Source organism: Methylocystis sp., from assembly GCF_051061225.1.
Classification (GTDB): domain Bacteria; phylum Pseudomonadota; class Alphaproteobacteria; order Rhizobiales; family Beijerinckiaceae; genus Methylocystis.
In genome coordinates, this window is record NZ_JBPFEB010000147.1 from 50673 (window position 1) to 74834 (window position 24162).

General features: G+C 68.2%; 24 protein-coding genes. 10 read left to right on the top strand and 14 right to left on the bottom strand.

All coding sequences use genetic code 11. The features are described from left to right. Nucleotides 1-11: 11 nt before the first annotated feature. Both ACR652_RS25335 and ACR652_RS25340 read right to left on the bottom strand, forming a co-directional pair. Complete coding sequence (locus ACR652_RS25335; RefSeq protein ID WP_434509243.1) at nucleotides 12-821, bottom strand: ABC transporter ATP-binding protein; 810 nt, start codon at nucleotides 819-821, stop codon at nucleotides 12-14. Next, nucleotides 821-1963, bottom strand: a complete 1143-nt coding sequence (locus tag ACR652_RS25340; protein ID WP_434509244.1) for an ABC transporter permease — start codon at nucleotides 1961-1963, stop codon at nucleotides 821-823. Before ACR652_RS25340 ends, ACR652_RS25335 begins: the two co-directional genes overlap by 1 nt. A 126-nt stretch (nucleotides 1964-2089) precedes the next feature. Between ACR652_RS25340 and dgcA the strand changes: the two genes are divergently transcribed. Then, nucleotides 2090-3073, top strand: a complete 984-nt coding sequence (gene dgcA, locus ACR652_RS25345) for an N-acetyl-D-Glu racemase DgcA (RefSeq protein WP_434509245.1) — start codon at nucleotides 2090-2092, stop codon at nucleotides 3071-3073. A 1-nt stretch (nucleotide 3074) separates the two neighbouring features. Here the strand turns inward: dgcA and ACR652_RS25350 are convergent, their stop codons facing one another. After that, complete coding sequence (locus tag ACR652_RS25350) at nucleotides 3075-3410, bottom strand: rhodanese-like domain-containing protein (RefSeq protein ID WP_434509246.1); 336 nt, start codon at nucleotides 3408-3410, stop codon at nucleotides 3075-3077. 162 nt (nucleotides 3411-3572) lie between these two features. Here ACR652_RS25350 and ACR652_RS25355 point away from each other — a divergent pair, with 162 nt between their 5' ends. Continuing rightward, nucleotides 3573-5396 (top strand): putative bifunctional diguanylate cyclase/phosphodiesterase, encoded by a 1824-nt coding sequence (locus ACR652_RS25355; RefSeq protein ID WP_434509247.1) that lies wholly within the window; start codon nucleotides 3573-3575, stop codon nucleotides 5394-5396. 72 nt (nucleotides 5397-5468) lie between these two features. Here the strand turns inward: ACR652_RS25355 and truB are convergent, their stop codons facing one another. The 6 genes from truB to rimP form a co-directional block, all read right to left on the bottom strand. After that, nucleotides 5469-6371, bottom strand: a complete 903-nt coding sequence (gene truB, locus ACR652_RS25360) for a tRNA pseudouridine(55) synthase TruB (protein ID WP_434509248.1) — start codon at nucleotides 6369-6371, stop codon at nucleotides 5469-5471. 6 nt (nucleotides 6372-6377) lie between these two features. Continuing rightward, complete coding sequence (gene rbfA, locus ACR652_RS25365; RefSeq protein ID WP_434509249.1) at nucleotides 6378-6800, bottom strand: 30S ribosome-binding factor RbfA; 423 nt, start codon at nucleotides 6798-6800, stop codon at nucleotides 6378-6380. A gap of 150 nt (nucleotides 6801-6950) precedes the next feature. Next, the gene (gene infB, locus ACR652_RS25370) at nucleotides 6951-9611 is read right to left on the bottom strand and encodes a translation initiation factor IF-2 (RefSeq protein ID WP_434509250.1); all 2661 of its coding nucleotides are present in this window, start codon (nucleotides 9609-9611) and stop codon (nucleotides 6951-6953) included. Continuing rightward, the gene (locus ACR652_RS25375; protein ID WP_434509251.1) at nucleotides 9604-10347 is read right to left on the bottom strand and encodes an RNA-binding protein; all 744 of its coding nucleotides are present in this window, start codon (nucleotides 10345-10347) and stop codon (nucleotides 9604-9606) included. The genes infB and ACR652_RS25375 overlap by 8 nt, the downstream gene beginning before the upstream one ends. A 4-nt stretch (nucleotides 10348-10351) precedes the next feature. Beyond that, a complete protein-coding gene (gene nusA / locus ACR652_RS25380; protein ID WP_434509252.1) occupies nucleotides 10352-11959 on the bottom strand; it encodes a transcription termination factor NusA in 1608 nt (535 codons plus the stop codon). Nucleotides 11960-11961: 2 nt separating this feature from the next. Then, nucleotides 11962-12729, bottom strand: a complete 768-nt coding sequence (rimP, locus tag ACR652_RS25385; protein ID WP_434509253.1) for a ribosome maturation factor RimP — start codon at nucleotides 12727-12729, stop codon at nucleotides 11962-11964. Between the two features lie 321 nt (nucleotides 12730-13050). Here rimP and murI point away from each other — a divergent pair, with 321 nt between their 5' ends. Then, nucleotides 13051-13851 (top strand): glutamate racemase, encoded by an 801-nt coding sequence (murI, locus tag ACR652_RS25390; protein ID WP_434509254.1) that lies wholly within the window; start codon nucleotides 13051-13053, stop codon nucleotides 13849-13851. 551 nt (nucleotides 13852-14402) lie between these two features. On the opposite strand, the gene ACR652_RS25395 is transcribed toward murI, so the two are convergent. After that, nucleotides 14403-15614 carry a cytochrome-c peroxidase gene (locus ACR652_RS25395; protein ID WP_434509255.1) on the bottom strand — a complete coding sequence of 404 codons (1212 nt, stop codon included), beginning with the start codon at nucleotides 15612-15614 and terminating at the stop codon, nucleotides 14403-14405. Between the two features lie 185 nt (nucleotides 15615-15799). Beyond that, the gene (locus ACR652_RS25400) at nucleotides 15800-16000 is read right to left on the bottom strand and encodes a CsbD family protein (RefSeq protein WP_434509268.1); all 201 of its coding nucleotides are present in this window, start codon (nucleotides 15998-16000) and stop codon (nucleotides 15800-15802) included. Nucleotides 16001-16229: 229 nt separating this feature from the next. Here ACR652_RS25400 and ACR652_RS25405 point away from each other — a divergent pair, with 229 nt between their 5' ends. The 4 genes from ACR652_RS25405 (at nucleotide 16230) to ACR652_RS25420 (ending at nucleotide 19014) form a co-directional block, all read left to right on the top strand. Next, entirely contained in the window at nucleotides 16230-17279 is a 1050-nt protein-coding gene (locus ACR652_RS25405; protein WP_434509256.1) for a hypothetical protein, read from the top strand. Nucleotides 17280-17427: 148 nt separating this feature from the next. Further along, nucleotides 17428-18000, top strand: a complete 573-nt coding sequence (folE, locus tag ACR652_RS25410; protein ID WP_434509257.1) for a GTP cyclohydrolase I FolE — start codon at nucleotides 17428-17430, stop codon at nucleotides 17998-18000. 99 nt (nucleotides 18001-18099) lie between these two features. After that, a complete protein-coding gene (locus ACR652_RS25415; RefSeq protein WP_434509258.1) occupies nucleotides 18100-18423 on the top strand; it encodes a hypothetical protein in 324 nt (107 codons plus the stop codon). An 87-nt stretch (nucleotides 18424-18510) separates the two neighbouring features. Beyond that, entirely contained in the window at nucleotides 18511-19014 is a 504-nt protein-coding gene (locus ACR652_RS25420; RefSeq protein ID WP_434509259.1) for a hypothetical protein, read from the top strand. A gap of 63 nt (nucleotides 19015-19077) precedes the next feature. On the opposite strand, the gene ubiB is transcribed toward ACR652_RS25420, so the two are convergent. The 3 genes from ubiB to ACR652_RS25435 all read right to left on the bottom strand — a co-directional run bounded on the left by ubiB (nucleotide 19078) and on the right by ACR652_RS25435 (nucleotide 21759). Next, nucleotides 19078-20640, bottom strand: a complete 1563-nt coding sequence (gene ubiB, locus ACR652_RS25425; RefSeq protein WP_434509260.1) for a 2-polyprenylphenol 6-hydroxylase — start codon at nucleotides 20638-20640, stop codon at nucleotides 19078-19080. Nucleotides 20641-20655: 15 nt separating this feature from the next. Continuing rightward, complete coding sequence (gene ubiE / locus ACR652_RS25430; protein ID WP_434509261.1) at nucleotides 20656-21426, bottom strand: bifunctional demethylmenaquinone methyltransferase/2-methoxy-6-polyprenyl-1,4-benzoquinol methylase UbiE; 771 nt, start codon at nucleotides 21424-21426, stop codon at nucleotides 20656-20658. A 78-nt stretch (nucleotides 21427-21504) separates the two neighbouring features. Continuing rightward, nucleotides 21505-21759 (bottom strand): DUF86 domain-containing protein, encoded by a 255-nt coding sequence (locus ACR652_RS25435; RefSeq protein ID WP_434509262.1) that lies wholly within the window; start codon nucleotides 21757-21759, stop codon nucleotides 21505-21507. An 86-nt stretch (nucleotides 21760-21845) separates the two neighbouring features. Between ACR652_RS25435 and mutM the strand changes: the two genes are divergently transcribed. The 3 genes from mutM to ACR652_RS25450 form a co-directional block, all read left to right on the top strand. After that, a complete protein-coding gene (gene mutM, locus ACR652_RS25440; RefSeq protein ID WP_434509263.1) occupies nucleotides 21846-22748 on the top strand; it encodes a bifunctional DNA-formamidopyrimidine glycosylase/DNA-(apurinic or apyrimidinic site) lyase in 903 nt (300 codons plus the stop codon). Nucleotides 22749-22755: 7 nt separating this feature from the next. Next, entirely contained in the window at nucleotides 22756-23508 is a 753-nt protein-coding gene (locus ACR652_RS25445; protein WP_434509264.1) for an ABC transporter ATP-binding protein, read from the top strand. Continuing rightward, a partial coding sequence (locus ACR652_RS25450; RefSeq protein ID WP_434509265.1) for an ABC transporter permease occupies nucleotides 23508-24162 on the top strand: 655 nt, incomplete at its 3' end. The genes ACR652_RS25445 and ACR652_RS25450, both read left to right, overlap by 1 nt.

Sequence of the window (24162 nt, forward strand, 5' to 3'; positions counted from 1 at the left end):
CGTCGTCCTCTTTAGGCGCCCGAAGCGGCGAGACGGCTGCCGCGAACGCCGTGGAAATAGGCCTGCAACCAGGGATGGTCGGACTTGAGAAGCTCATCGAGGGCGCCCGACGCGATCACCCGGCCATCGGCGAGCGCGGCGACGCGGTCGCAGATCGCGTACAGGCTGTCGAGGTCGTGCGTCACCATGAACACGGTCAAGCCGAGCGTTTCCTGCAGCGTGCCGATGAGTTCGTCAAATTCCGCCGCGCCGATCGGGTCGAGGCCCGAGGTCGGCTCGTCGAGGAACACCAGTTCGGGATCGAGCGCCAGCGCCCGCGCCAGCGCCGCGCGCTTGATCATGCCGCCCGACAATTCCGACGGAAATTTGTCTGCGGCGTCGGGCTTCAGGCCAACCAGCTCGATCTTGAGCATGGCGAGTTCGTCCATCAGCCGCTGCGACAGATCGCGCGTCTCGCGCATCGGCATCTGGATGTTCTGCTTCACGGTGAGGCCGGAAAACAGCGCGCCGTTCTGAAACAGCACGCCCCAGCGCTGCTCCAGCGCGCGGCGCTCGGCCGGCCCCAGCGCGTCGCGATCCCGGCCGAAGAGGCGGATCGTTCCCGAACGCTTGGGCACCAGACCGAGAATGGTCCGCGTCAGCACGGATTTGCCCTGGCCCGACCCGCCCACGAAGCCCATCACCTCGCCGGGGTAGACGTCGAGGTTGAGGCCGTTCATCACCAGCCTGTCGCCAAACCCCACGACGAGGTCGCGCACGCTGATGATCGGCTCCCCCGCCGGCGCCCCGGCGTCCCTGCTGTCGTGGACCCGCGTCGGCATCAGTAGTCCACACCGGCGAAGAAGATGGCGAACAGGCCGTCGAGCACGATGACCATGAAGATCGACTTCACCACGGAGGAGGTGACCTGGCGGCCGAGCGATTCCGCCGAGCCCTCCGTCGCGAGGCCGTCCATCGCCGCGATGATGCCGATCACCAGCGCCATGAAGGGCGCCTTGATGATGCCGACCATGAAGGTGTGAAAGGCGATCGCCTCCTTGAGCAGCGCGGTGAAGGCGATCGGGCTGATGCCGCCGTAGCTCCAGGACACCAGCATGCCGCCAAAGAGCGCCGACATGTCGGCGATGAAGGTGAGAATGGGCAGCGAGATGACCAGCGCCAGCACGCGCGGCCCGATCAGCACCTCCAGCGGCGACAGACCCATCACGCGCAGCGCGTCGATTTCCTCGCGCATCTTCATCGAACCAATCTCGGCCGTGATCGCCGAGCCCGAGCGGCCCGCGATCATGATCGAGGTGAGCAACACGCCCAGTTCGCGCAACACGAGAATGCCGATGAGACTGACGGAATAGCTCGACGCGCCGAACTTCAGGAGCTGATAGATGCCCTGCTGCGCGACAATGCCGCCGACCAGCAGATTGATCAGGATGATGATCGGCGCGCTGCGCAGGCCGATCAGCTCCATATGGGCGACGAGCGCCGTCAGCCGGAAACGGCGCGGATGCGTCGCGACAAAGGCCATGGCGGCGACGAATTCGCCGAGGAAGGACACGCCGCGGTAAAATTCTTTCAGGCTCACCACGACCGCGCGGCCGAAATCCGACAGGAGCTGGATGAGGACGGGAAGTCTGGCGCGCGTCTGCGGCCCGAAATCGCGCCAGGCGGCCTCGTCGAGCAACATGCCGTGCTCCGGCCGGATATGCTCCAGAGCCACGCCGACATTGGCGCTGGCGAGCGTCTGGCGCGCCCGGTTGATCAGCCAGGCGCCGGCGGTGTCGAGCCGCGACACCCCCGCGAGGTCAAATGTCACGAAATGCGCGCCGGCGTCGAGCGCGGTGAGAGCCTGCGCCTTCTCTTCCAGGCGCCGGGACGCGGCGAGCGTCCAGTCGCCGAGAAGCGCAAGGCGCGCGCCGCCTTCGCGGGACGCGACATCCGGCGGCTGCGGGGCGGCGGTGAGCTCCATTGAACCTCGATCTCGGGACGGCTGTGAGTAAAGCCTTGCAATTTCTCTTAACTTCGTGACATGCGGTCGACAAGCGCGCTGGCGCACAGCCTTTGGAATCAGGCGCGGAGGAAGCGGAGGTCCGGTGTGCCCATCGAGCTGACCCTGGCCGTGGAGGCCTTTCCCATCGCCGGGCGATTCGTCATCTCGCGCGGCGCGAAGACGCAGGCCGTCGTCGTGACGGCGACGCTGCGCGACGGCGACGCGCAGGGGCGCGGCGAATGCGTGCCTTATGCAAGATACGGGGAAAGCGTCGAAAGCGTGACAGCCGCCATCGAAGGCGTGCGATCGGCGCTCGAATCGGGCGCGGATCGCGTCGCCCTGCAACGGCTGCTGCCCGCCGGGGCGGCGCGAAACGCCGTCGATTGCGCCATGTGGGATCTCGAGGCGAAAAAGAGCGGACGGCGCGCCTGGCTGGCCGCCGGCTTCTCCCGTCTCACGCCGCTCGTCACCGCCTATACGCTGTCGGTCGGGACGCCGGACGAGATGCGCGCCGCCGCGATCCGGGCCGCCGACCGGCCGCTGTTGAAGGTCAAGCTCGCCGGAGAGGGAGACGACGCCCGCCTCGCCGCCGTGCGCGCGGGGGCGCCCCACGCCACGCTGATCGTCGACGCCAATGAGGCCTGGCGGGAGGAGACGCTGGCGGCGCAGCTCGACGCCTGCGCCCGCTATGGCGTCGCGCTCGTGGAGCAGCCGCTGCCCGCCGGACAGGACGAGATGCTGGCGCGCGTCGCCCGGCCGATCCCGATCTGCGCGGACGAGAGCGCCCATGACACCGCCTCGCTCGCGGCGCTGCGCGGGCGCTACGACGCGGTCAACATCAAGCTCGACAAGACTGGCGGGCTGACCGAGGCGCTCGCCATGGCGCAGGCGGCGCGCGAGATGGGCTTTGCGATCATGGCCGGCTGCATGGTGGGCACGTCGCTCGCCATGGCTCCGGCCACGCTCATCGGGCAGATGGCGGCCTTCGTCGATCTGGACGGGCCGCTGCTGCTCGCGAAGGATCGCGAGCCCGGCCTCGTCTACGAAGGCTCGACCATGGAGCCGCCGCCCGCCGCGCTCTGGGGGTGACTCACATGCCCGCGACGACAGGCTCGCCCGCGTTCAGCCAGGCGAGAATGCCGCCGCCAAAATGGGTGTCGGCGTCGCGCCGGCCGGCGAGCCGCGCCTGCTCCATGGCCGACACCGACCGGCGCCCGGAGCGGCAGTAGATCACGACCTTCTGTCCGTCGCCCGCGACCGGAAGCTGCGAGGGGTCGAACCGCGACAGCGGGTTGAACAGCGCGCCGGCGATATGGCCAGCGGCGTATTCCTCGGCCTCGCGCACGTCCACGAGCAGGATGGCGCCCCTGGCGAGGCCCGCCTTGAGGTCGTCGAGACTGATGTCATTGAAGGCGCCGGCGTCCATGTCTTGCCTCTCCACGCGGTTTCTCTGTCAGGCGAGTCATTCGCATGCGCGCGGCCGTTCCGTCCAGCGCCCCGGCGCGCGCGCCTTGTTCGCGTTGAAACGCCGCCTTTACGTTTGGCCGCGACAGTAGCGCCCGACAGTCGAGACAAAGGTATTGAGCAGATGCAGTTGCGCCATATCGCGAGCCGGGGGCAGGACACGCCGGTCGCGACGGTCCATTCGCCCCTTTCCATGCCCCAGCGGCCCCTCGCGCCGCCCGCCCCTCTCGCGCCGCCGCCGGCCCCGGCGGTCGCCGCGGGACCCGATCCGGCGGGTATTCTCAGCTCCATCGGCGCGGTCGTCTATGACTGGGACATCGGGACCGACCGGCTGACCTGGGGGCCCAATCTGGCCGAGACGCTCGGCGACATCGCGCAGGGCGACCTCGGCATGGGCTACGCCTATGGCGAGCGGGTTTCGCCGGACAGCGCCGCCACGCGCTACAGCGCCGTCATGCAATCCGGCCAGACCGACGACGGCGCGGGCGTTCCCTATCAGGTCGTCTATGGGCTGACCCGGCCGCGCGAGCAGGGCCCCGGCCCGGTCGTCTGGGTCGAGGACGCCGGCCGCTGGTTCGCTGGCCCGGACGGCCGGCCGGCGCGCGCCCATGGCGTCCTGCGCGTGGTCACCGAGCGCCACGAAGCCGAGCGCAAGCTCGCGCTCGGCGCGCAGATCGATCCGCTGACCGGGGCGCTCAATCGCGCCCGGCTCGCCGAACAGCTCGGCCGTTTCCTGCACAGTAGCGAACGCAGCCGCAAGACCTTCGCCGTGCTGCTGGTCGCGGTGGAGAATCTCTTCGCGCTGAACCGCACCTATGGCTATGACGCGGGCGACGAGGTGATCGCCGGCCTCGCCCTGCGCCTGCGCGAGAATATCCGCGCCTGCGACGCGGTCGGCCGCCATGCCGGCAACAAATTCGCCGTTCTGCTGGAGAATTGCGGCTCCGAGGAAATGGAGACGGCGGCGCTGCGGCTCATCGACTCGGTGCGGGAGAAGGCCTTCGAGACCAGCGCCGGCCCGATTCCCGCCATGATCCGCATCGGCGGGGTGATCGGACCGCGCGAGGGGCGCAATCCCCAGGTTCTGTTCCAGCACGCCGAGGAAGCGCTCGACCTCGCGCGTCAGGGCGCCGGCAAGCGTTTCGTCGCCTATACGGCGTCGCTCGCCCGCGAGGACGCGCGGCTGCGCGCCTTGCAGGTCGCCGACAGCATTGTCTCCGCGCTCAACGAACAGCGCGTCGAACTCGCCTTTCAGCCGATCGTTCATGCGGCGAGCGGCGCGATCGCCTTCCACGAGGCGCTGCTGCGCGTGCGCCTGCCCGACGGCGCCGCCGCCTCGCCGGGGGCGCTGTTGCCGGTCGCCGAAAAGGCCGGGCTCGTGCGCCTTCTGGATCAGCGGGTGATGGAGCTGGCGCTGGAGCGGCTCGTCGCCGAGCCGGCGCTCAGCGTGTCGGTCAATTGCTCCATGCATACGGTGCTCGATCCGGAATGGCCGGACCGGCTGGCCACCGCGGTCGCGGCCGCGCCGGGCCTTGCCAACCGGCTGGTCGTCGAGATCACCGAAACGACGATGATCGAGGATTTCGACACCACCCGCGCGCTCATCGCGGCCTGCCGCCGCCTTGGCGTGAAAGTCGCGATGGACGATTTCGGCGCCGGCCACACGTCGTTTCGCAATCTGCGCGACCTCGCCTTCGACATCGTGAAGATCGACGGCGCCTTCATCCGCAACATCACGACCTCGGAGGATGACCGCTTCTTCGTGCGCACGCTGATCGATCTGGCGAGCCATCTGTCGCTGAAGGTCGTCGCCGAATGGGTGGAGGACGAAGCGACGGCGCAAATCCTGCGCGACTGGGGCGTCGACTATTTGCAGGGCGCGCGTTTCGGCTGCGCGGAGGCGCGGCCCGCGGTGGAGAAACACGCCGCGCCGCGCGCCTTCATTTGAGAGACGCCCTCTCCGCCTCCGCCCCGCGTCGCGAGGGAGGGCCGGGGAGGGGGCGTTTCCGCCCCCCAACCCTTAGAATGGCAGGTTGAACACCCGCGAGGGCACCAGGGCGCCTTCCACGACCTCTCCGAACGCCACCGGCGCGCCGCCGCAGGCCGCGTAGACCACGCCGCCGGGCGGCGCGTCGCGGCCGCGCAGCACCACCGAGCCGCCCCGGCGCAGGCGCGCGGCCGTGTCGCGGTCGACCACGACGCAGGGCAGTTCGGAAAGGCCCGCTTCGACGGACAGGAGCGCGTCGGCGGCCATGCCCTGCGCCTCGATCTCGTCGAGCGTGAAGGAATCCTCCTCCAGAAACGGCCCGACGCGGGTGCGGCGCAGCGCCGTCACATGGCCGAAGCAGCCCATGAGACGCCCCAGATCGCGGGCGATGGCGCGCACATAGGCGCCCTTGCCGCATTCCATGAAGAACACCGTCTCCTCGGGGGAGCAGGCTTCGATCGTCAGCGAATGGATGGTGACGGCGCGGGCCTTCAGCTCCACCTGCGTCCCCTCGCGGGCCAGATCATAGGCGCGCTCGCCGGCGATCTTGATGGCGGAGAACTGCGGCGGCGTCTGGAGAATGTCGCCGATGAACTGCGGCAGCAGGCGCTCGATCCCGGCGCGCTCGGGCCGGGTCTCGCTCGTGCGGGCGATCTCGCCGTCGGAATCGTCCGTATTCGTCTCCGCGCCCCAGCGCACGGTGAAGCGATAGGCTTTCTCGCCGTCCTGGACGAAGGGAACCGTCTTGGTCGCCTCGCCGAAGGCGACCGGCAGGATGCCGGAGGCGAGCGGATCCAGCGTGCCGGCGTGGCCCGCCTTCTGGGCGTTGTAGATTCGCTTGAGGCGCGACACCGCCTGCGTGGACGTCAGGCCCACGGGCTTGTCGAGCACCACCCAGCCGTCGACGACGGGGCGATTGGACTTCTTCTGGCTCATGCTCTCTCAGTCGTTGTCCGACATGTCGTCGTCGGTTGCTTCGAGGTCGCGCTTCACGCGCTCGGAATTGAGGATCGCGTCGATGCGCGAGACCGTGTCGAAGCTGTCGTCGATGCGGAAACGGATTTCCGGCGCAAATTTCAGGTTCACCTCATGCGCGATCTCGCCGCGCAGGAATTTCTTGTGGCGGTCGAGCGCGGCCAGAACGTCCGGCTCGTCCTTGCCGCCGAGCGGCATGACATAGACCGTCGCCAGCTTGAGGTCGGGGCTCATCTTCACCCGCGAGACGGTGACGACGTGTTTTTCAAGCACCGGATCGCTGATGTCGCCGCGCGAGAGCATCTGCGCGACGGCGTGGCGCACAAGCTCGCCCACGCGCAACATGCGCTGCGACGGCGCCGAGCCGCTGGAATGATGGGATCGGGACATGGTTCCTCGAAAAACGGCAAGACCCCCTCCCAACCCTCCCCCGCTTCGCGGGAGAGGGGGGTCGGCTGTGGCCTTCATCGGCGATGCTGATCGCGAGGGTCCCTCTCCCGCGAAGCGGGGGAGGGACAGGGAGGGGGCAAAACCCCCGCCTTACAGCGAGCGCTTGATCTCCTCGACGCGGTAGCACTCGATGACGTCGCCCGCGCGCATGTCCTGGTAGTTCTCGAAAGCCATGCCGCATTCCTGACCGGCGGTGACTTCCTTGACCTCGTCCTTGAAGCGCTTGAGCGTCGAGAGCTTGCCCTCGTGCACCACGACATTGTCGCGGATCAGGCGGACATTGGCGCCGCGCTCGACATTGCCGTCGGTGACGCGGCAGCCCGCGACCTTGCCGACCTTGGTAATGTCGAAGACCTCGAGGATCTGCGCATTGCCGAGCATGGTCTCGCGCAGCGTCGGCGCGAGCAGGCCGGACATGGCCGCCTTCACGTCATCCACGAGATTGTAGATGATGTTGTAGTAGCGAATCTCGATGCCGGCGCGTTCCGACGCCTCGCGCGCTTCCTTGTGGGCGCGCACGTTGAAGCCGATGACGGCGGCGCCGGAGGCCTCCGCCAGCGCGATGTCGGACTCCGAGATTCCGCCGACGCCGGCATGGACCACGCGCGCGCCGACCTCGTCGGTGCCGAGCTTCTCCAGCGCGGCGGCGATGGCCTCGACCGAGCCCTGCACGTCGCCCTTGATGACGAGCGGGAACTCCTTGCGGCCGGCCGTCTTGAGCTGGCTCATCATGTCGGAGAGCGAACCGCGCGCCGAGCCGCCGCGGGCGGCCAGCTTGTCGCGCTTCATGCGCTCGCGATATTCGGTGATCTCACGGGCGCGCGCTTCCGACTCGACGACCGCGACGCGGTCGCCGGCCTCGGGGGTGCCGCTGAAGCCGAGAATCTCGACCGGGAACGATGGGCCGGCTTCCTGCCGGGTCACGCCCTTGTCGTCGAGCAGCGCGCGGACGCGGCCCCATTGCGTGCCGGCGACGATGATGTCGCCGACGCGCAGCGTGCCGCGCTGGACCAGCATGGTCGCGACCGGGCCGCGGCCCTTGTCGAGACGCGCCTCGATGACCGTGCCTTCGGCGACGCGATCGGCGTTGGCCTTGAGATCGAGCACTTCCGCCTGAAGGGCGATGAGCTCGAGCAGCTTGTCGAGATTGAGCTTCTGCTTGGCAGAGACTTCGACTTCGAGCGTCTCGCCGCCCATGCTCTCGACCTGCACCTCGTACTGCAGCAGCTCCGTGCGCACGCGCTCGGGTTTGGCGTCCGGCTTGTCGACCTTGTTGATGGCGACGATGAGCGGCACGCCGGCGGCGCGGGCGTGGTTGATGGCCTCGATCGTCTGCGGCATGACGCCGTCGTCGGCGGCGACCACCAGCACCACGATGTCCGTCACCTTGGCGCCGCGGGCGCGCATGGCGGTGAAGGCCGCGTGGCCCGGGGTGTCGATGAAGGTCACCGGCTGGCCGCCGGGCGAGGTCACCTGATAGGCGCCGATGTGCTGGGTGATGCCGCCGGCCTCGCCCGAGACCACATTGGCGTGGCGAATCGCGTCGAGCAGCGAGGTCTTGCCGTGGTCGACGTGACCCATGATGGTGACGACCGGCGGACGCGGCTGAAGGGCGACATCCTCGTCGGGCGTGTCGAACAGGCCCTCCTCGACGTCGGACTCGGCGACGCGCTTGACGGTATGACCCATTTCCTCGGCGACGAGCTGCGCCGTGTCGGCGTCGATCACGTCGGTGATCTTGTGCATCGCGCCCTGCTTCATCAGCAGGCGGATGACGTCCACCGCGCGCTCCGACATGCGGTTGGCGAGCTCCTGGATTGTGATCGTCTCGGGGAGCGTCACCTCGCGCAGGACTTTCTCCTTCTGCTCCGCCTGGCCGTAGCCCTTCATGCGCTGCACGCGGCGGCGGAAGGAGGCGACGGAGCGCGTGCGCTCCTCGCCCTCGCCGCTCGTCGCGGTGGTGACCGTGAGACGGCCGCGATTCTTCATCTCGCCGACGCGCGACGGCGCCGGGCGAGGGGGCGTGGGCGGCGTGAAGCCGCCGATGGTGCGGACGGGCGGCCGCCTGACGGGCGTTTCGGCTCCTGGGGCGCGGCCGCCCGGGGCGGCTGCGGGCGCACGGCCGGCCGGCGCGGCCGCTCTCGCGGGCGCCGACGGGGCAGGCCTGGCGGGCGCGGCCGCGGGACCCGGCGCATGCGCGGCTTCCTGCGGCAGGCGGCGGCGGGCTTCTTCCTCGGACTTGCGGCGGGCCTCGGCCTCGCGGGACAGACGCTCCTCCTCCTCGCGCTTGCGCGCTTCGGCGGCGGCGCGTTCGGTGCGCTCGCGCTCCTCGCGTTCGGCGCGGACCTTGGCCTCGGCCTCGGCCTGGCGGCGTTCCTCTTCCTCGCGGTTGCGGGCGCCGGCGAGGGCGCGGGCGCGGGCCTCGCGTTCTTCCTCCGTCAGGGCGCGCAGCACCACCCCGGAGCCGCCGCGCTGCGCGGGGGCCGGGCGTTCGGGCCGCGTCGGCGCGGGCGCCGGCGGCGGCGCGGCGGCGGGCGTCGCGGGCTGTGCGGGCGCGGCTGCGGCGGGCTTCGCCGGCTCCGGATGGCCCGGCGCGCGGCGCTTCACCTTCTCGACCACGACCACCTTCGAGCGGCCATGGGAGAAGCTCTGGCGCACCATGCCCTGCTCTCCGGCCGGCCGCTGCTTCAGGTGCAACGTCTTGGTCGGCGCGACAGTCAGGGTTTTGTCGCTGTTCTCGCTCTCACTCATCCAGCTTCCGATCCTCGGCCGCTTCCGACCCGGTTACATCCATCTGATCCGGCCGCCCCTCGGCGTCCGGCTGTCCATCCTGCATCATCTGCGCCGCAAGAGGCGCGCCGTCCAGCGCCACGCCCCGATAGGCCGCCAGCCGGCGGCAGCGTGCAAGGAAACTCGCGCCGGGCCCGCCAAAGGCGAGCGCAGCATGTATCACATTTGTGCGCCCCAGCGCCAAATCCAATTGGCTTGACGTAAATAAGCCGACGATCGCCGGAACGCCATCATTTTCGTGCCGTTCCCCGCCGGCGCGACGCGCGATTTGCCGCAGCTTGCGCTTGCCGTCGGCGCCGCCGTCGGCCGCTTGCAGCAGAACGGCGGTCCCGCCCTTCGCCAAAGTGTCCTCAACCTTGTTGAATCCGCAGGTCGCCGCGCCCGCCTTGTTGGCCAGGGCGAGCATCTGCAGGCAATCCGTTTCGAGCAGCCGGGCGACGTCGGCGGCGAGATCGGGCGGCGTTTCCACCTGTTCCTTCAACCCGCGCGCGAACATGCGCTTCTTCGCGGCCTCCGCGACCAGATCGGCGCGCGCGCCGACCCAGACGCCCCGCCCGGGCAATTTCGCGCGAATGTCCGGCACGACGACCCCGTCGGGGCCGCGCACGAAGCGGATCATCGCCTCGGGCGGCTCGCGCCGCCGCGTGACGATGCAGGTCCGCTCGGACTCGCTCTCCTTCGCCGACAAGGCCGTCACCGTCTTACTCGCCCTCCGCCTCAACGGCCTCGGCGGCCTCGGCGGCCTCGGCTTCCGGCGCGGCTTCCTCGATCCAGCCGGCGCGGACGCGCGCGGCCATGATCATGGCTTCCGCCTCCTCGCGCGACAGGTCGATGCCCTCGAAAAAGCCTTCGTGCTTCGTCGTCTCGCCGTCCTTCTTTTCGCTCCAGCCGACCAGGTCGTCCGGCACGCAGCCGGCGAAATCCTCGATCGTCTTCACGTCGTTCTCGCCGAGACGGACCATCATGGCGGTCGTCATGCCGTCGATCTCGCGCAGCTCGTCGGCGACGCCGAGCGCCTTGCGGCGCTCTTCGTTCTCGGCCTCGACGCGCTCGAGATAATTGCGCGCGCGGGCCTGGATTTCACCGGCGGTCTCCTCGTCGAAGCCCTCGATCGAGGCGAGTTCGGGAAGCTCGACATAGGCCAGCTCCTCCACCGAACGGAAACCCTCCGACGCGAGCAGGCGGCCGACGACCTCGTCGACGTCGATGGCGTTCATGAAGACGCGGGTGCGCTCCTCGAATTCCCTCTGACGGCGCTCGGACTCCTCGGCCTCGGTGAGAATGTCGATGTCCCAGCCGGTGAGCTGCGAGGCCAGACGCACGTTCTGGCCGCGACGGCCGATGGCGAGGGAGAGCTGATCGTCCGGCACGACCACCTCGATGCGCGAGGAGTCTTCGTCGAGCACCACCTTCACGACCTCGGCCGGCTGCAGCGCGTTGACGATGAAGGTCGCGGCGTCGGCCGACCAGGGAATGATGTCGATGCGCTCGCCCTGCAGCTCCTGCACAACGGCCTGCACGCGCGAGCCGCGCATGCCGACGCAGGCGCCGACCGGATCGATGGAGGAATCGCGGGACACGACGGCGATCTTGGCGCGGGAGCCGGGATCGCGGGCGACCGACTTCACCTCGATCACGCCATCGTAGATTTCCGGCACCTCCTGCTTGAACAGCTTGGCCATGAATTGCGGATGGGTGCGCGACAGGAAGATCTGCGGTCCGCGCTGCTCGCGGCGCACGTCATAGACATAGGCGCGCACGCGGTCGCCGGGGCGGAACATTTCGCGGGGGATCATCTCGTCGCGGCGGATCACGCCTTCGCCGCGGCCAAGGTCGATGATCACATTGCCATATTCGACGCGCTTGACGACGCCGTTGACGATCTCGCCGATGCGGTCCTTGTATTCCTCGTACTGGCGGTCGCGTTCGGCCTCGCGCACCTTCTGCACGACGATCTGCTTGGCCGACTGGGCGGCGATGCGGCCGTAATCGAAGGGCGGGAGCTGATCGGAAATGATCTTGTCGCCCACCCGCGCCGCCGGATTCTTCGCCCTCGCCTCGTCGAGCGAGATTTCGATCGCGGAATTTTCCACCTTGTCGACGACGAGACGCAGGCGCCAGTAGCTCACATTGCCGGTGCGCGGATCGATCTCGACGCTGATGTCGGTTTCCTGCCCGTAACGCGAACGGGCCGCTTTCGCGAGCGCCTCCGCCATCGAGGCCAGCACAATGCTGCGGTCGATCGATTTTTCGCGCGCGACGGCGTCGGCAATCTGCAAAATCTCAAGTCGATTGGCGCTGACGGCCATGTTCACTCTCCCTCGGAGCGGGCGGCGCGGGGCTTTCCTGGCCCCGGACCTTTCTTGAATTGCGTCTGCACGCCGGCCGGAACCAGCGGCTTGGCTTTCTGTTTGGCGGGGCCGCGAAACCGCCCCGGTCCGCGACGCGGACGCTCTTCCGCCTCGTCCGTCTTTTCTTCTTCTTCCCCGCCGGACGGCTGGAGCTTGCCGGCGCGCAGCGACTCGCGAATCAGCGCCTCGGTGAGCATCAGCTTGGCCTCGTCGAGATCGGCGAGCGGCAGCGAGACGAGCGTTTCCTCGTCGGAACGCGCGTCGTTGCGCTCGAGCGAGACCATGGCCTCCCGGCCCTCGCCCGTGACGCCCCGGATGAGGCCGCGAAACCGCTTGCGGCCGGACTCCACCGGGTGGGTCAGTTCGACCCGCGCTTCATGTCCGACGGCGCGGGCGAAATCCGAGACCCGCACCAGCGGCCGGTCGACGCCGGGGGAGGAGACCTCGAGCCGGTATTCGCCGGAGATGACATCGGCCACGTCGAGCTCCGGGGAGAGCGCCTGGCTCGCCGCCTCGCAATCGTCGATGGTCATGATCCCGTCGGGGCGCTCGGCCATGATCTGGAGCGTCTGGCCGTTCTGCTGCAGCAGCCGGACGCGCACGAGCCGGAAGCCGAGCTGCTCCAGCACCGGCTCGGCGAGATGCGCCACGCGCGCGGCGACGCCCGTCTCGGAGACGAGACGCGGCTCGTCGAGGGCGGCGTCGATGGGGGCGGCGGTTTCGGTCAAGCTCTGGTCCTGTGTTTCCGGGGCGGGCAAACAAAAAAGAGCGGGTCCCCGGCAGGGCCCCACTCTCAACGGCGATCACCCCGGGAATGATCGTTATGAGATGGAATTTTGCACCTTATACACCCTGTAGCGGGGGAAAGGCAAGGAAAAGCGGGAAACGCCCTGGGACGCCCTTTCCGTGTCGCCGCAAGCCGCCCCCGGCGCGAGAGAAACCTGTTCCCACGGAACGTGGCCCTTCTTCCCCTGGAGCGGGCGCATTGATCAAGCGGCAAAAAACACGTCCTATGCGGCGAATTCCCTCGATTCGGCCCGCCGTCCGCCATGACCAGACCGCCCAAGCTCCTCGTTTTCGACTCCGGCCTCGGCGGCCTCACGGTCTTTGCGGAGATCATCAAGCTGCGCCCCGGCGCGGATTATGTCTATTGCGCCGATGACGCGGGGTTTCCCTATGGCTCCTGGAGCGAGCCCGAACTCGTCGCGCGCGTCATGGGCGTCATGGACAGGCTCATCGCCGAACATGCGCCCGACATGGTCGTGATCGCCTGCAACACGGCCTCGACTCTCGTTCTGCCGCATCTGCGCGACCGCTGGCCGGCGCTTCCCTTCGTCGGCACCGTGCCGGCGATCAAGCCGGCGGCGGAGCGCTCGCGCTCGCATCTGATTTCCGTGCTCGGCACGCCGGGGACGGTGGCGCGCGACTACACCCAGAATCTCATCGCGCAATTCGCCGGCCATTGCCGTGTGACGCTCGTCGGCTCCGCCACGCTGGCGCGCATCGCGGAAACGCTGATGCAGGGCGGGGGCGTCTGCGACGAGGACATCGCCGCCGAGATCGCGCCCTGTTTCGTGGAGACGGACGGCCGGCGCACGGACGCGGTCGTTCTCGCCTGCACGCATTATCCGCTGCTGGTGGAAGACTTTCGCCGCCTCGCGCCCTGGCCCGTGGACTGGATCGATCCCGCGCCGGCCATCGCGCGGCGGGCCGATCAGTTGTTGCGCGAAAAGGCGTTCGAAGAGGCTTTCGCCGCTACCGGCGGCGCGCGCGCCGTCTTCACCAGCGGGAAACGGCCCGACGCGCATTTGCGCGCGACGCTGGCGCGCTTCGGGCTCGTCGCTGGCTAACGAAAGCTGCTCCTTCCAGGAAGGCGCGGGAGCGTTCTCTCTTACGCCGGCGGGCGCCCCACGAGATCGCAGGTGAGCGGGCGGCCATATCTGTAGCATTTCAGAATGCGCGCCGTGTCGGGACGATTTCTCGGGGAGCAGCATCAGATAATCATAGGGCAGGACCGACCCTTCGCAGACGACGTTCCACTCGCTGGCGCCGTTCGGGGCGTAGCCGCTGTTCGTCATCTTCTGCGGCTTGCAGCTTTCGTCCCAGGTGGCGCGGATGAGTTTCTCCGCCACGCCGGCGCGCCTGGAGTCGCCAAGCTCCTTGAACTCGGTAGTGGAGACTCCCGCCGGGGTTTCGGCCTTCTTCACCGCGGCGGCGAGCTCCTCCCCCGCAAGCTTGTGAATCGGCCCGGGGGTTCCACAACCGCCCAGCGCCAAGAATATAAAGAAAGCCGCCCGTCGGATCATTTCGCAAGTCCCAATCATTCAAGCAATAGACAAGCTACAGCTTAAAGGGGCGCTGCGGTTTTCTCAAGCGGCCTCCGTCCGGGCCTGGTCAACCCTCACTTGGCGGCCGGCCTGTCGGTCAGCGTCTCCAGAAAGGCGACGATGGCGTCGATGTCCGTCTCCGACAGGCGCGGTTTCTGGCCGGGCTTCCTGTCATAAGGCCCTTCGTTCGTATTGACGTTCCCGTGATCCTCCGCCGGGAGGTCGTTGAATTTCTCACCCTTCGGGTACCAGCGCGCGGGATCGGTGTCGCGGGTGGCGTAGAAGGCGACGACGTCGCGCAATTTCTGGAAGACGCCATTGTGGAGATAGGGGCCGGTGACGGCGACATTGCGCAGCGTCGGCACTTTGAACGCGCCGCAGACGCTTGCGACATCGAAACCGGCAGGTGCGATTTTCTCGAGCCCCGGCCGCTTGCACAGGCCGAGATCCGGTGCGCTGGCCGTCGCCGCGATGGCCGTGTTCTTCGGCGCGCCGAGCGCGTCATAAGTGAAGTCAGTAAAGAGCCAGTCCTGCGGGTCGCGGGACTCTTGCTTGCCGGCGTGGCAGGCGAGGCAATTGCCTTTCTTCGGGTCCTTGAACAGCGCGAAACCTTTCTGTTCAACCGGCGTTAGCTTCGCCGTGCCGCGAAGGAAATCATCGAATTTGGAGGCGAAGGGATGGAAGCGCGCGCTCGATTCATAGGCCACGACCGCCTGCGCCACTTTCTCGAAGGCCCTGTCGGGATCGTCAAAAATCTTTTCGCCATAAACCTCGCGGACGAGCGGCGCATAGGCGCCGTCGCGGATCGCCTCGACGGCGAAGCGCTTCGAGGGCGCGTTCATCTCCAGCGGATCGAGCAGCGGCCCCTCGAACTGGGCGAGAAGATCGGCCGCGCGGCCGTCGTGGAATTGCCCGCCAGCGGGAATTTTCTCGACCTTGCCGGTCTTCTCGTCCTTCTCTTCGATGAAGGCGAAGGGCGGGGCGAAACTGGCGTACATGATGGTCGGCGTATTGCGCTTGCCGAGCGAACTGGGGAGCGACCCACGCGCCACGGCCGGAACCGGCGAGCCGTTCACGCCCTGAAAGGCGGTCGCCGCGTCATGGCAGGAGGCGCAGGAGACGCCCGCCGGGCGAGAGAGCGAGGCGTCCTCGAAGATGCGCTTGCCGAGCCGCTCCAACGGCGAGAGCCCGCCGTCGTCGGAGGCGCCGAGCGCCGCCGCCGGGAGGGCGAAAACCGACGCGAGAAGGGCAAGCGCAAGACGCGCGCCGCGTGCTGTCTTTGGCATAGGCCGCTCATTTTCCATGCAAAACGCGCTCACGGCGTCTTGTGTGGCAAATTACGAAGCTGCGGCCGTTCCGGTCAATTTCCGTTCCTTACATTCCTTCCAGTGAAGCCGGCGCCGATTGTCGCAGCGTCACACGATGAAGGCGGCCGTCGCCGGCCGCCTCGCCCGTTGCGTCACCTGCGCCCTCAGTGGAGCGTCTTCAGCCAATCATCGACGTTCTGCTTGGCCTGATCCTTGCCAATCCCGTATTTTTCCTGGATCTTGCCTTCGAACTGCTCGCGGCTGCCTTCCATCCGATCGATGTCGTCGTCGGTCAGTTGGCCCCACTTCTCCTTGATCTTGCCCTTGAGCTGTTTCCAGTTTCCCTCAACCCTGTTCCAGTCCATGTGGGCCTCCTCTGGCGCTTGGCGGGGCGCATGGCGCGCCGCACCGGATGGCCCCCAAACGCGTCCCGTCGCGCCCTTGTTCCGGCATGAGCGGGGCAGGAGAGAGCGAAGTACCGCCACAATTTTGGATTTTCCTGCCGCCCGGCCCGCCGGGGAGACGCCGGCGAAAACATCAGGCATGACCGGTCCCGCCGCGTGAGGCGGTCGACGTCAGGATGAGTGAGTTTGCATGAACCAGCAGAGCGACGACACGGAACTCAAGGCGGCTTTCGCCGAGTTCAAGGAACTGCTGCGGCGGGAGTCCGAGCCGGTTGGCGCGTCCCATGCGCCCGAGGTCAGCCTCGAACCGCGCTTCGACGCCGCGCCCGCGCGGCCTCCGGTCATGCCGCCACATGCCGAAACGGCAAGGTCCGTTCCGCCACTGCATGCGGCCGCGCCCGAGTCCCCCAAAGCCCCGCGCGCCGTCCAACCGCCGCGCATCCCGGCGAGCGGCCCGGCTGAAGACACGCGGCGCCGCCGTCTGATCTATCTGTCTCTGGGCATCATCGTTTTGGGCCTCTCCGGGCTTGGATACGCCCTCGTGAAGGTCCCGGGCGGCGCCGAAGATCCGGCCATCGCGGCCATCGCGCCGCCCGCCGGGCCGGCGGCGGAACAGGCCGAGCTGGAGGCGCCGGCGCCTGACGCCGAAAAGGGAGCCGCTCCTGACGTCCCGAGCGAGGCCGCGCCGCTCGAAAAGGCCGAGGCCACGCCTGCCGCCGACGACGCGGCCGCCGCGCCTGCGCCCGCCGTCCCGCTCGCCCCCTCCGCCGTGCCGCTGCCGGGCGTCGACATGGAAAAGCCGGCGCCCGCGCCGGCCGAGCCCCGGAAGGCGTCTGCGTCGGCCCCTGCCGCGGCCGCGTTGGCGCCCGCCCCGGCCGCGGGCTTCAACCGGGCTCCCGCCCCGGCGTCCACGGCCGCCCTTCAGCCCGCCGCCCGCGCGGTCGAGCCCGAAGCGCCCGCCGCCGAACCGGCGAAAGGCGAGAGCAAGCCCGTGGCGAAGCCCGCAAAGGTGAAGGCCAAGCCCGCGCAGACGGCCGCCAAGCCGCGCAAGCCCGCGGCGGCGACGCCGCCCGCCGACGTCGCCGATCGGGCCGCCCCTCCGCCGCCGGCGGCCGAGCCGGCGCCCGCCCCTCCGCCGCCGCCGCAAAGCGACAGCGGCGGCGCTTTCGGCTTCGTCAAGCGCACGGTGAATTCGGTGGGCTCGACGATCGGCAACCTCGGCCGGAGCGTCATTCCGTAACGTTGCTCACGATTTAGGCGCGCATTTGCCAAATCCGCCGCCCCGTCGCAATCTGGGATTCGACGGGGCGCGCGGACGCGGGCGGCGGGTTGGAGATTTCGGCCCCGTCCAGACCTGAGCCGACGCATCGCGGGTTTCGGAGTGACGAATGGCGAAGCCAACCCAGGCCGACGCAGAAGCGGCCGTGCGCGTGCTGATCGAATGGGCAGGCGACGATCCCGACCGCGAAGGCCTCCTCGACACGCCGGCGCGCGTGGCCCGCTCCTATCGTGAGCTGTTTTCCGGCTACGAGATCGACCCGCGCGACTATCTCAAGCGCACTTTCGAGGAAGTCGGCGGCTATGACGAACTCGTCGTGCTCAAGAACATCCGTGTGACCAGCTTCTGCGAGCACCACATGCTGCCCGTGCTCGGCCGCGCCCATGTCGGCTATCTGCCGACCAACCGCGTCGTAGGCATCTCGAAGCTCGCGCGCGTGGTGCACGGCTTCGCGCGCCGGCTTCAAATTCAGGAGAAGCTGACGGCGGAAATCGCCGAGGCGATCCAGGACATCCTGCAACCGGCGGGCGTCGGCGTCGTGATCGAGGCGGAGCACAATTGCATGACGCTGCGCGGCGTGAACACGCCGGGCTCCTCGCTGACGACCAGCCGCCTGCTCGGCGTCATTCGGGACGATCCGCGCACGCGGGAGGAGTTTCTCAGTCTCGTGCGCGACGCCTGAGGGCGTCGGGGCCCTCTGCGCCGCCGCTGGCGCAGGCCAGGAACAAGTGAAAGGGCGTCGCGTTAACTCGCCACTTGCTTGAACCTTCGGAGGCGGCAAATGGCTGAGGAACGGAACATTCAGCGCCAGCAGCACAATGGCCACGGCGCCAGCAGCGACATGACGGGCGCGATCGCGGAACAGGCGTCCTCCGCCGCCGAACAGATGGGCCGCGCCGTGCAGCAGGGCGTCGGAAAGGCCAACGCCGCCATCAACGCCGTGTCGGAACGCAGCGGCCGCGCAGCGGAGCGCACGGGCGAGGTGCTCGGCAATTTCCGGTCGGCGATCGAAACCTCGGCGCGCTCGCAGCCGACGACCACGGTGGCTCTCGCGGCGCTTGCGGGCTTCGTGTTCGGCGCGTTCTGGCGGATGGGAAGCCGGTAGCCGTTTTTTCCCTGCGCGCTTTCCGTCGAAGTGGAAGCCGCTTCGGCGTGAGGAGGCGCGCTCCTCCATCATCGCGCGGTGACCAACATGTTTGAGCCGTTCATCAAGCGGGCCGAGAACGCCGTCGGCGCCACGATCACCCGCGTTTCGGGAAACGCCATGGCGGCCGTGCCGCTGGTGCTGGCCTTCGGCTTCGCGACGGCGGCGGCGGCGTGGTGGGCGATCGACAGCTTCGGGCCGCTTGTCGGAAATCTCGTGATCGCGGGGGCGTTCCTCGTGATCGCGGCCTTTGTCTTCGCCTATGCGCGGCGGCGGGAGGCCCAGCAGCAGGCGCGCGCGAGCGCCGAACTGGCCGCTTTGACCGACGCCTCGCCCTTCAACGCCATCTCACGCGCGATCCAGTCGTCGAACGCCTCGCAGGCGTTGCTCGATCTTGCGAAAAGCGCGGCGCCCGCCGCGGCGAAGAACGCGGCGCGCGTCGCGCTGCGCGAGGCGCCGCGTAATCTGCCGCTCCTGCTTGGCGCGGGCGTCGGGTTGATGGTGGCGCAGCGGCTCGTCAATGCGATGACGAACGGACACGGGCGGCATTAGACCGGGGGTCGCCCCTTACGGCAACACCCTCTCTCCGTTCAACGGGGTGAGGGTGCGTCGCTTTCAGCCAAACAGCCAGGCGGCCAGAAGCGTCAGCGCGGTGAGGCCCAGCAGCAGGCGCGTGTCGGAGCGGCGCCGCGTCTCGGCCAGAGCGTCGAGCGAAGCCGGAGAGAGATCGACGCCGCCCTCCGACATGCGGGACACATTGGCGATCGCGACTTCGGCTTCGGCCAGCGTCTTCGGAAGATGCGTGGCGAGCCGCGCCAGTTCCGCAAGGCTCTTGCCGGCGTCCTCGATCTTCGCCTTCGGTCCGAGATTTTCCTCGATCCAGGTGCGCACGACCGGATCGCAGGTCTTCCAGATGTCGAGCTTGGGATCGAGCGTGCGCGCGACGCCTTCGGCGACGACCATGGTCTTTTGCAGCAGCACCAGCTCCGTGCGCGTGCGCATGTCGAAGAGCGCCGTGACCTCGAACAGCAGCGTCAGCAGCCGCGCCATGGAAATGTCGGAGGCGTTGATCGTGTGCAGCGGCTCGCCGATGGCGCGCAACGCTTGCGAGAATTCCTCGATCGAATGCTTGGCGGGCACATAGCCCGCCTCGAAATGCACCTCCGCCACGCGGCGATAATCGCGCGTGATGAAGCCGTAGAGAATTTCCGCGAGGAAGCGCCGCTCCTTGTCGCCGAGCCGGCCCATGATGCCGAAGTCGATGGCGACGAGGCGGCCCTTCCTGTCGACGAACAGATTGCCCTGATGCATGTCGGCGTGAAAGAAGCCGTCGCGCATCGCATGGCGCAGGAAGGACTGCAGCACATGCGCGCCGAGCTTTTTCAGGTCGTGGCCTTCCGCCGCCACGCGCTCCAGATCGGAGAGCGGAGCGCCGTCGATCCATTCGAGCGTCAGCACCTCGCGCGCGGTCCGGTCCCAGTCCACATGCGGGACACGAATGTCGGGGTCGTTTTCGACGTTCCCGGCAAACTCCGACGCCGCCGCCGCTTCCAGGCGGAAATCTGTTTCGAGCTTGACCGTGCGGGCCAGCGTGTCGACCACCTCGATCATCCGCAGGCGGCGCCCCTCCGCCGACCAGCGTTCGGCGACGCGGGCGACGAGATACATGTCGCGCAGATCGCGCGCGAACTGGCCCTCGACGCCGGGACGCAGCACCTTCACCGCGACCTTGCGCGGCTTGCCGTCATAGAGCGCCGTGGCCATGTGCACCTGCGCCACGGAGGCCGCGGCGACGGGCTCGCCGAAAGAGAGAAAAATCTCTCCGATGGGCCTGCCGAGAGATTTCTCGACAATCTGGACCGCCTTCTCGCGGCCGAAAGGCACCATGCGGTCCTGAAGCGCGGTCAGCGCGTCGGCGATCTCGCCGCCGACGACGTCGGGGCGGGTCGCCAGAAACTGGCCGAGCTTCACATAGGACGGGCCGATCTGGGAGAGCGCCCGCACCAGCGCCGCGCCGGCGTTCTCGCCCTTGCCTCTCGCGAAGAGATTGGCGAAGCGCACCAGCGGCGCCGCGGCGGGCGGCAGCAGATTGGGATCGAGCGAGGTGAAGACGCCTTCGCGCGCCAGAATATAGCCGGCGCGCGCCAGTCTGAAGAAATTGCCCGTCTGGAGAAACACGAAATCCGCCGTTCGTCAGAATTTCCAGCCGGAATGGATCGCCACGACGCCGCCGGTGAGGCGCTCATAGCCGGTGCGGCGGAAGCCCGCCTTGCGGATCATGCGCTCGAAATCGTCCGCGGCCGGGAACTGGCGGATCGATTCGACGAGGTAACGATAGGGCTCCGCGTCACCCGCGACGAGCTTGCCGACCGCCGGAATCACATTGAAGGAGTAGGCTTCGTAAATCTTGTCGAGGCCGGGCACGTTCACATGCGAGAATTCGAGGCACAGGAAGCGGCCGCCGGGCTTGAGCACGCGATGGGCCTCTTCGAGCGCGACCTGGATGCGCGGCACGTTGCGGATGCCGAAAGCGATCGTATAGGCGTCGAAGTGATTGTCCGGGAAGGGCAGGGACTCCGCGTTGGCCTGCACGAATTCGAGCTTGCCGTCGATGCCCTTCTCGCGGGCGCGGTCGCGGCCGACCTCCAGCATGTCGCCGTTGATGTCGAGGACGACGATCTCGGCGTCGGCGGGGGCCTGCCGGGCGATCCGGAAGGCGACGTCGCCCGTGCCGCCGGCGACGTCCAGGTGACGGAAATCCTTGCGGTTGCGGGCGTTGACCTTGCCGGCGAACGTGTCCTTCCACAGCCGGTGCAGCCCGGCGGACATGAGGTCGTTCATCACGTCGTAGCGGCGGGCGACCTTGTGGAACACATCATCGACCAGATGCTGCTTCTCGGAAAGCGGCACCTCGGAATAGCCGAAATGGGTCGAACCCTCTCGGTCGGAATGGGAATCGGTCATTCTAACGCTCGCCTGACGTATTGGAGGACGGGGAGGGTATAGCCGCTTGCGGCGGCGAAGGCTATGGGTGGGGCCGCGCTAGGGCTCGCTGCTCGCCAGCGTGCCGGTAAACTCAGTGAAATCATCGAGATGGCGCGTGATGATCGCCGTGACGACGGGCAGGAGCAGCGCCTGATCATCGTGGACGGCGATGTTGCGGAATCCCACCATCTTCTTGAGACGGCCCGCGAGGTCGGGCGAAATCCGCCCGGCGGCGGCGAGCGCGTAGACCGCGAGCAAGCGGGGCAGGCGCTGGTTCAGCCGGTCGACGATGGCCGCTTCGTTGAGCTTCATATGCGCCTCGCGCTTTGCTAATGCCCTCCTTATATCGCCCGTTGGCGCGGCGGCGATAGCGCGCGCCGGGCGGGGGGAGCCCGTGAATGCCCGAACTTCCCGAGGTTGAAACTGTTCGGCGGGGACTGCTGCCGGCGCTCGCGGGCGCCCGCATCGCCCGCGTCGAGCAGCGGCGGCCCGATCTGCGCTTTCCCTTCCCGCCCGGTTTCGTCGAACGGGTCACGGGGCGGCGGGTGCTCGGCCTGCGCCGGCGGGCCAAATATCTGCTCGCTGATCTCGACTCCGGCGAGACGCTCGTGATGCATCTGGGCATGAGCGGCTCCTTTCGGGTCGACGGCGCGACGCCGGGCCTGTTCCATCATCCGCGCGACAAGAACGCCGCCCATGATCATGTCGTCTTCCACATGGAGAGCGGCGCCCGCGTCACCTACAACGACCCGCGCCGCTTCGGCTTCATGCTGCTCATCCCGACGCCCGAGCTCGATCGCCACAAGCTCTTCGAGGGGCTCGGCGTGGAGCCGCTCGGCCCTGCGCTCGACGCCGCCTTTCTCGCCCGCGCCTTCCGAGGCCGCAAGGCGCCGACGAAGGCGCTGCTCCTCGATCAGCGGCTGATCGCGGGGCTCGGCAACATTTATGTCTGCGAGGCGCTGCACCGGGCCGGCGTCTCGCCGCTCGCCGCAGGGGGCAGTCTCGTCAAGGCCGCCGGCGCGCCCACGGCCGCGCTTGGCCGTCTGCCGGGCGCGATCCGGGAGGTGCTGGAGGCCGCGCTCGCGGCGGGAGGCTCCTCGCTGCGCGATCATCGGCAGGCCGACGGCTCGCTGGGCTATTTCCAGCATCGTTTCCGGGTCTATGACCGGGAGGGCGCGGCCTGCCCCACGCCCGGCTGCCATGGAGCCATCCTGCGCGCCGTCCAGTCGGGCCGCTCGACTTTTTATTGTCCCGACTGCCAGAAGCCGCGCCCTTGCCGGAGCGGGTCCGGCAAGCCATAACCTTCCCATGTCTCCATCACCGGACGAACCGGCTCTCTCGGTTCGAGGCCTCTCCAAAAGTTATGGCGATCGCTGCGTCGTCGGCCCTCTCGATTTCGCGCTCGCGCCCGGCTCCGTCACGGGGCTGCTCGGCGGCAATGGCGCGGGGAAGACGACCACCATCGGCATGGTCATGGGCCTGATCGAGCCGACCGCCGGTTCGATCCGCGTCTTCGGCCACGATCTCTTGCGCGAGCGCTACGCCGTGCTCGGCCGCATGAATTTCGAAAGCCCCTACGTCGACCTGCCGCACAGGCTGACCGTGCGGCAGAATTTGCGCGTCTTCGGCATGCTCTACGACGTTGCCGACATCGAGGCGAAAATAGCGGAGCTCGCCGAGGCGCTGGCGCTGGGGGATTTGCTCGACCGCCAGACCGGGCGGCTCTCGGCGGGCCAGAAGACGCGCGTCGCCATCGCCAAGGCGCTCGTCAACGATCCGCAACTGCTGCTTCTCGACGAGCCGACCGCCTCTCTCGATCCCGACACGGCGGACTGGGTGCGGGGCCGTCTGGAGGCGCACCGCGCCGCGCATAATTGCGCCATTCTGCTCGCCTCTCACAATATGGGCGAGGTGGAGCGACTCTGCGACCGCGTGCTGATGCTGAAGCAGGGCGCCATCGTCGACGATGATTCCCCGGCCAGTCTTCTGGCTCGCTACGGCCGCGACACTCTGGAGGAAGTCTTTCTCGACGTCGCGCGCGGGCGCGTGGGGACGGCGTGATGGGCGGGGCGTTCTCCTTCAAGCGCGTCGGCGCCATGGTCCTGCGCTACAGCTATCTGCTGCGCGCCTCCTACTCGCGCATTCTCGACATCATCTACTGGCCGTTGTTGCAGATGCTCACCTGGGGCTTTCTGCAAAGCTATCTCGTCAAGGCGGGGGCGCTGACGGCGCCGGGCGGCGCGGCGCAGGCGGCGGGAACGCTGATCGGCGCCATTCTGCTGTGGGATATTCTGCTGCGCGGGCAACAGGGCTTCTCCTTCTCCTTCATCGAGGAGATGTGGTCGCGCAATTTGCCCAACATTCTCATGAGCCCGCTGCGTCCGGCGGAATTCATCGTCTCGCTCGTTGTCATGAGCCTCATCCGGCTCTCCGTGGGCGTCCTCCCGGTGACGCTGCTGGCGATCGTTTTCTTCGGCTTCAATCTCTGGGCGCTCGGCCTCGCCTTCGCGGCCTTTTTCGCCATTCTCATCCTCTTCGCCTGGAGCGTCGGCCTGTTCGTCTCGGGGCTGCTGCTGCGCTATGGCCTCGGCGCCGAAAATCTCGTCTGGTCGCTGATGTTCGTCATTCAGCCGCTCGGCTGCGTTTACTATCCGGTCGCCGTGCTGCCCGCTTGGCTGCAGCCGATCTGCTGGGCGCTGCCGCCGACCTATGTTT

What these genes read in the sequence shown, in the direction of transcription:
- ACR652_RS25335 (WP_434509243.1), bottom strand. Translation starts at nt 821, where the DNA reads ATGCCGACGCGGGTCCACGACAGCAGGGACGCCGGGGCGCCGGCGGGG.
- ACR652_RS25340 (WP_434509244.1), bottom strand. Translation starts at nt 1,963, where the DNA reads ATGGAGCTCACCGCCGCCCCGCAGCCGCCGGATGTCGCGTCCCGCGAA.
- ACR652_RS25350 (WP_434509246.1), bottom strand. Translation starts at nt 3,410, where the DNA reads ATGGACGCCGGCGCCTTCAATGACATCAGTCTCGACGACCTCAAGGCG.
- ACR652_RS25355 (WP_434509247.1), top strand. Translation starts at nt 3,573, where the DNA reads ATGCAGTTGCGCCATATCGCGAGCCGGGGGCAGGACACGCCGGTCGCG.
- truB (WP_434509248.1), bottom strand. Translation starts at nt 6,371, where the DNA reads ATGAGCCAGAAGAAGTCCAATCGCCCCGTCGTCGACGGCTGGGTGGTG.
- rbfA (WP_434509249.1), bottom strand. Translation starts at nt 6,800, where the DNA reads ATGTCCCGATCCCATCATTCCAGCGGCTCGGCGCCGTCGCAGCGCATG.
- infB (WP_434509250.1), bottom strand. Translation starts at nt 9,611, where the DNA reads ATGAGTGAGAGCGAGAACAGCGACAAAACCCTGACTGTCGCGCCGACC.
- nusA (WP_434509252.1), bottom strand. Translation starts at nt 11,959, where the DNA reads ATGGCCGTCAGCGCCAATCGACTTGAGATTTTGCAGATTGCCGACGCC.
- murI (WP_434509254.1), top strand. Translation starts at nt 13,051, where the DNA reads ATGACCAGACCGCCCAAGCTCCTCGTTTTCGACTCCGGCCTCGGCGGC.
- ACR652_RS25395 (WP_434509255.1), bottom strand. Translation starts at nt 15,614, where the DNA reads ATGCCAAAGACAGCACGCGGCGCGCGTCTTGCGCTTGCCCTTCTCGCG.
- ACR652_RS25400 (WP_434509268.1), bottom strand. Translation starts at nt 16,000, where the DNA reads ATGGACTGGAACAGGGTTGAGGGAAACTGGAAACAGCTCAAGGGCAAG.
- ACR652_RS25405 (WP_434509256.1), top strand. Translation starts at nt 16,230, where the DNA reads ATGAACCAGCAGAGCGACGACACGGAACTCAAGGCGGCTTTCGCCGAG.
- folE (WP_434509257.1), top strand. Translation starts at nt 17,428, where the DNA reads ATGGCGAAGCCAACCCAGGCCGACGCAGAAGCGGCCGTGCGCGTGCTG.
- ACR652_RS25415 (WP_434509258.1), top strand. Translation starts at nt 18,100, where the DNA reads ATGGCTGAGGAACGGAACATTCAGCGCCAGCAGCACAATGGCCACGGC.
- ACR652_RS25420 (WP_434509259.1), top strand. Translation starts at nt 18,511, where the DNA reads ATGTTTGAGCCGTTCATCAAGCGGGCCGAGAACGCCGTCGGCGCCACG.
- ubiE (WP_434509261.1), bottom strand. Translation starts at nt 21,426, where the DNA reads ATGACCGATTCCCATTCCGACCGAGAGGGTTCGACCCATTTCGGCTAT.
- ACR652_RS25435 (WP_434509262.1), bottom strand. Translation starts at nt 21,759, where the DNA reads ATGAAGCTCAACGAAGCGGCCATCGTCGACCGGCTGAACCAGCGCCTG.
- mutM (WP_434509263.1), top strand. Translation starts at nt 21,846, where the DNA reads ATGCCCGAACTTCCCGAGGTTGAAACTGTTCGGCGGGGACTGCTGCCG.
- ACR652_RS25445 (WP_434509264.1), top strand. Translation starts at nt 22,756, where the DNA reads ATGTCTCCATCACCGGACGAACCGGCTCTCTCGGTTCGAGGCCTCTCC.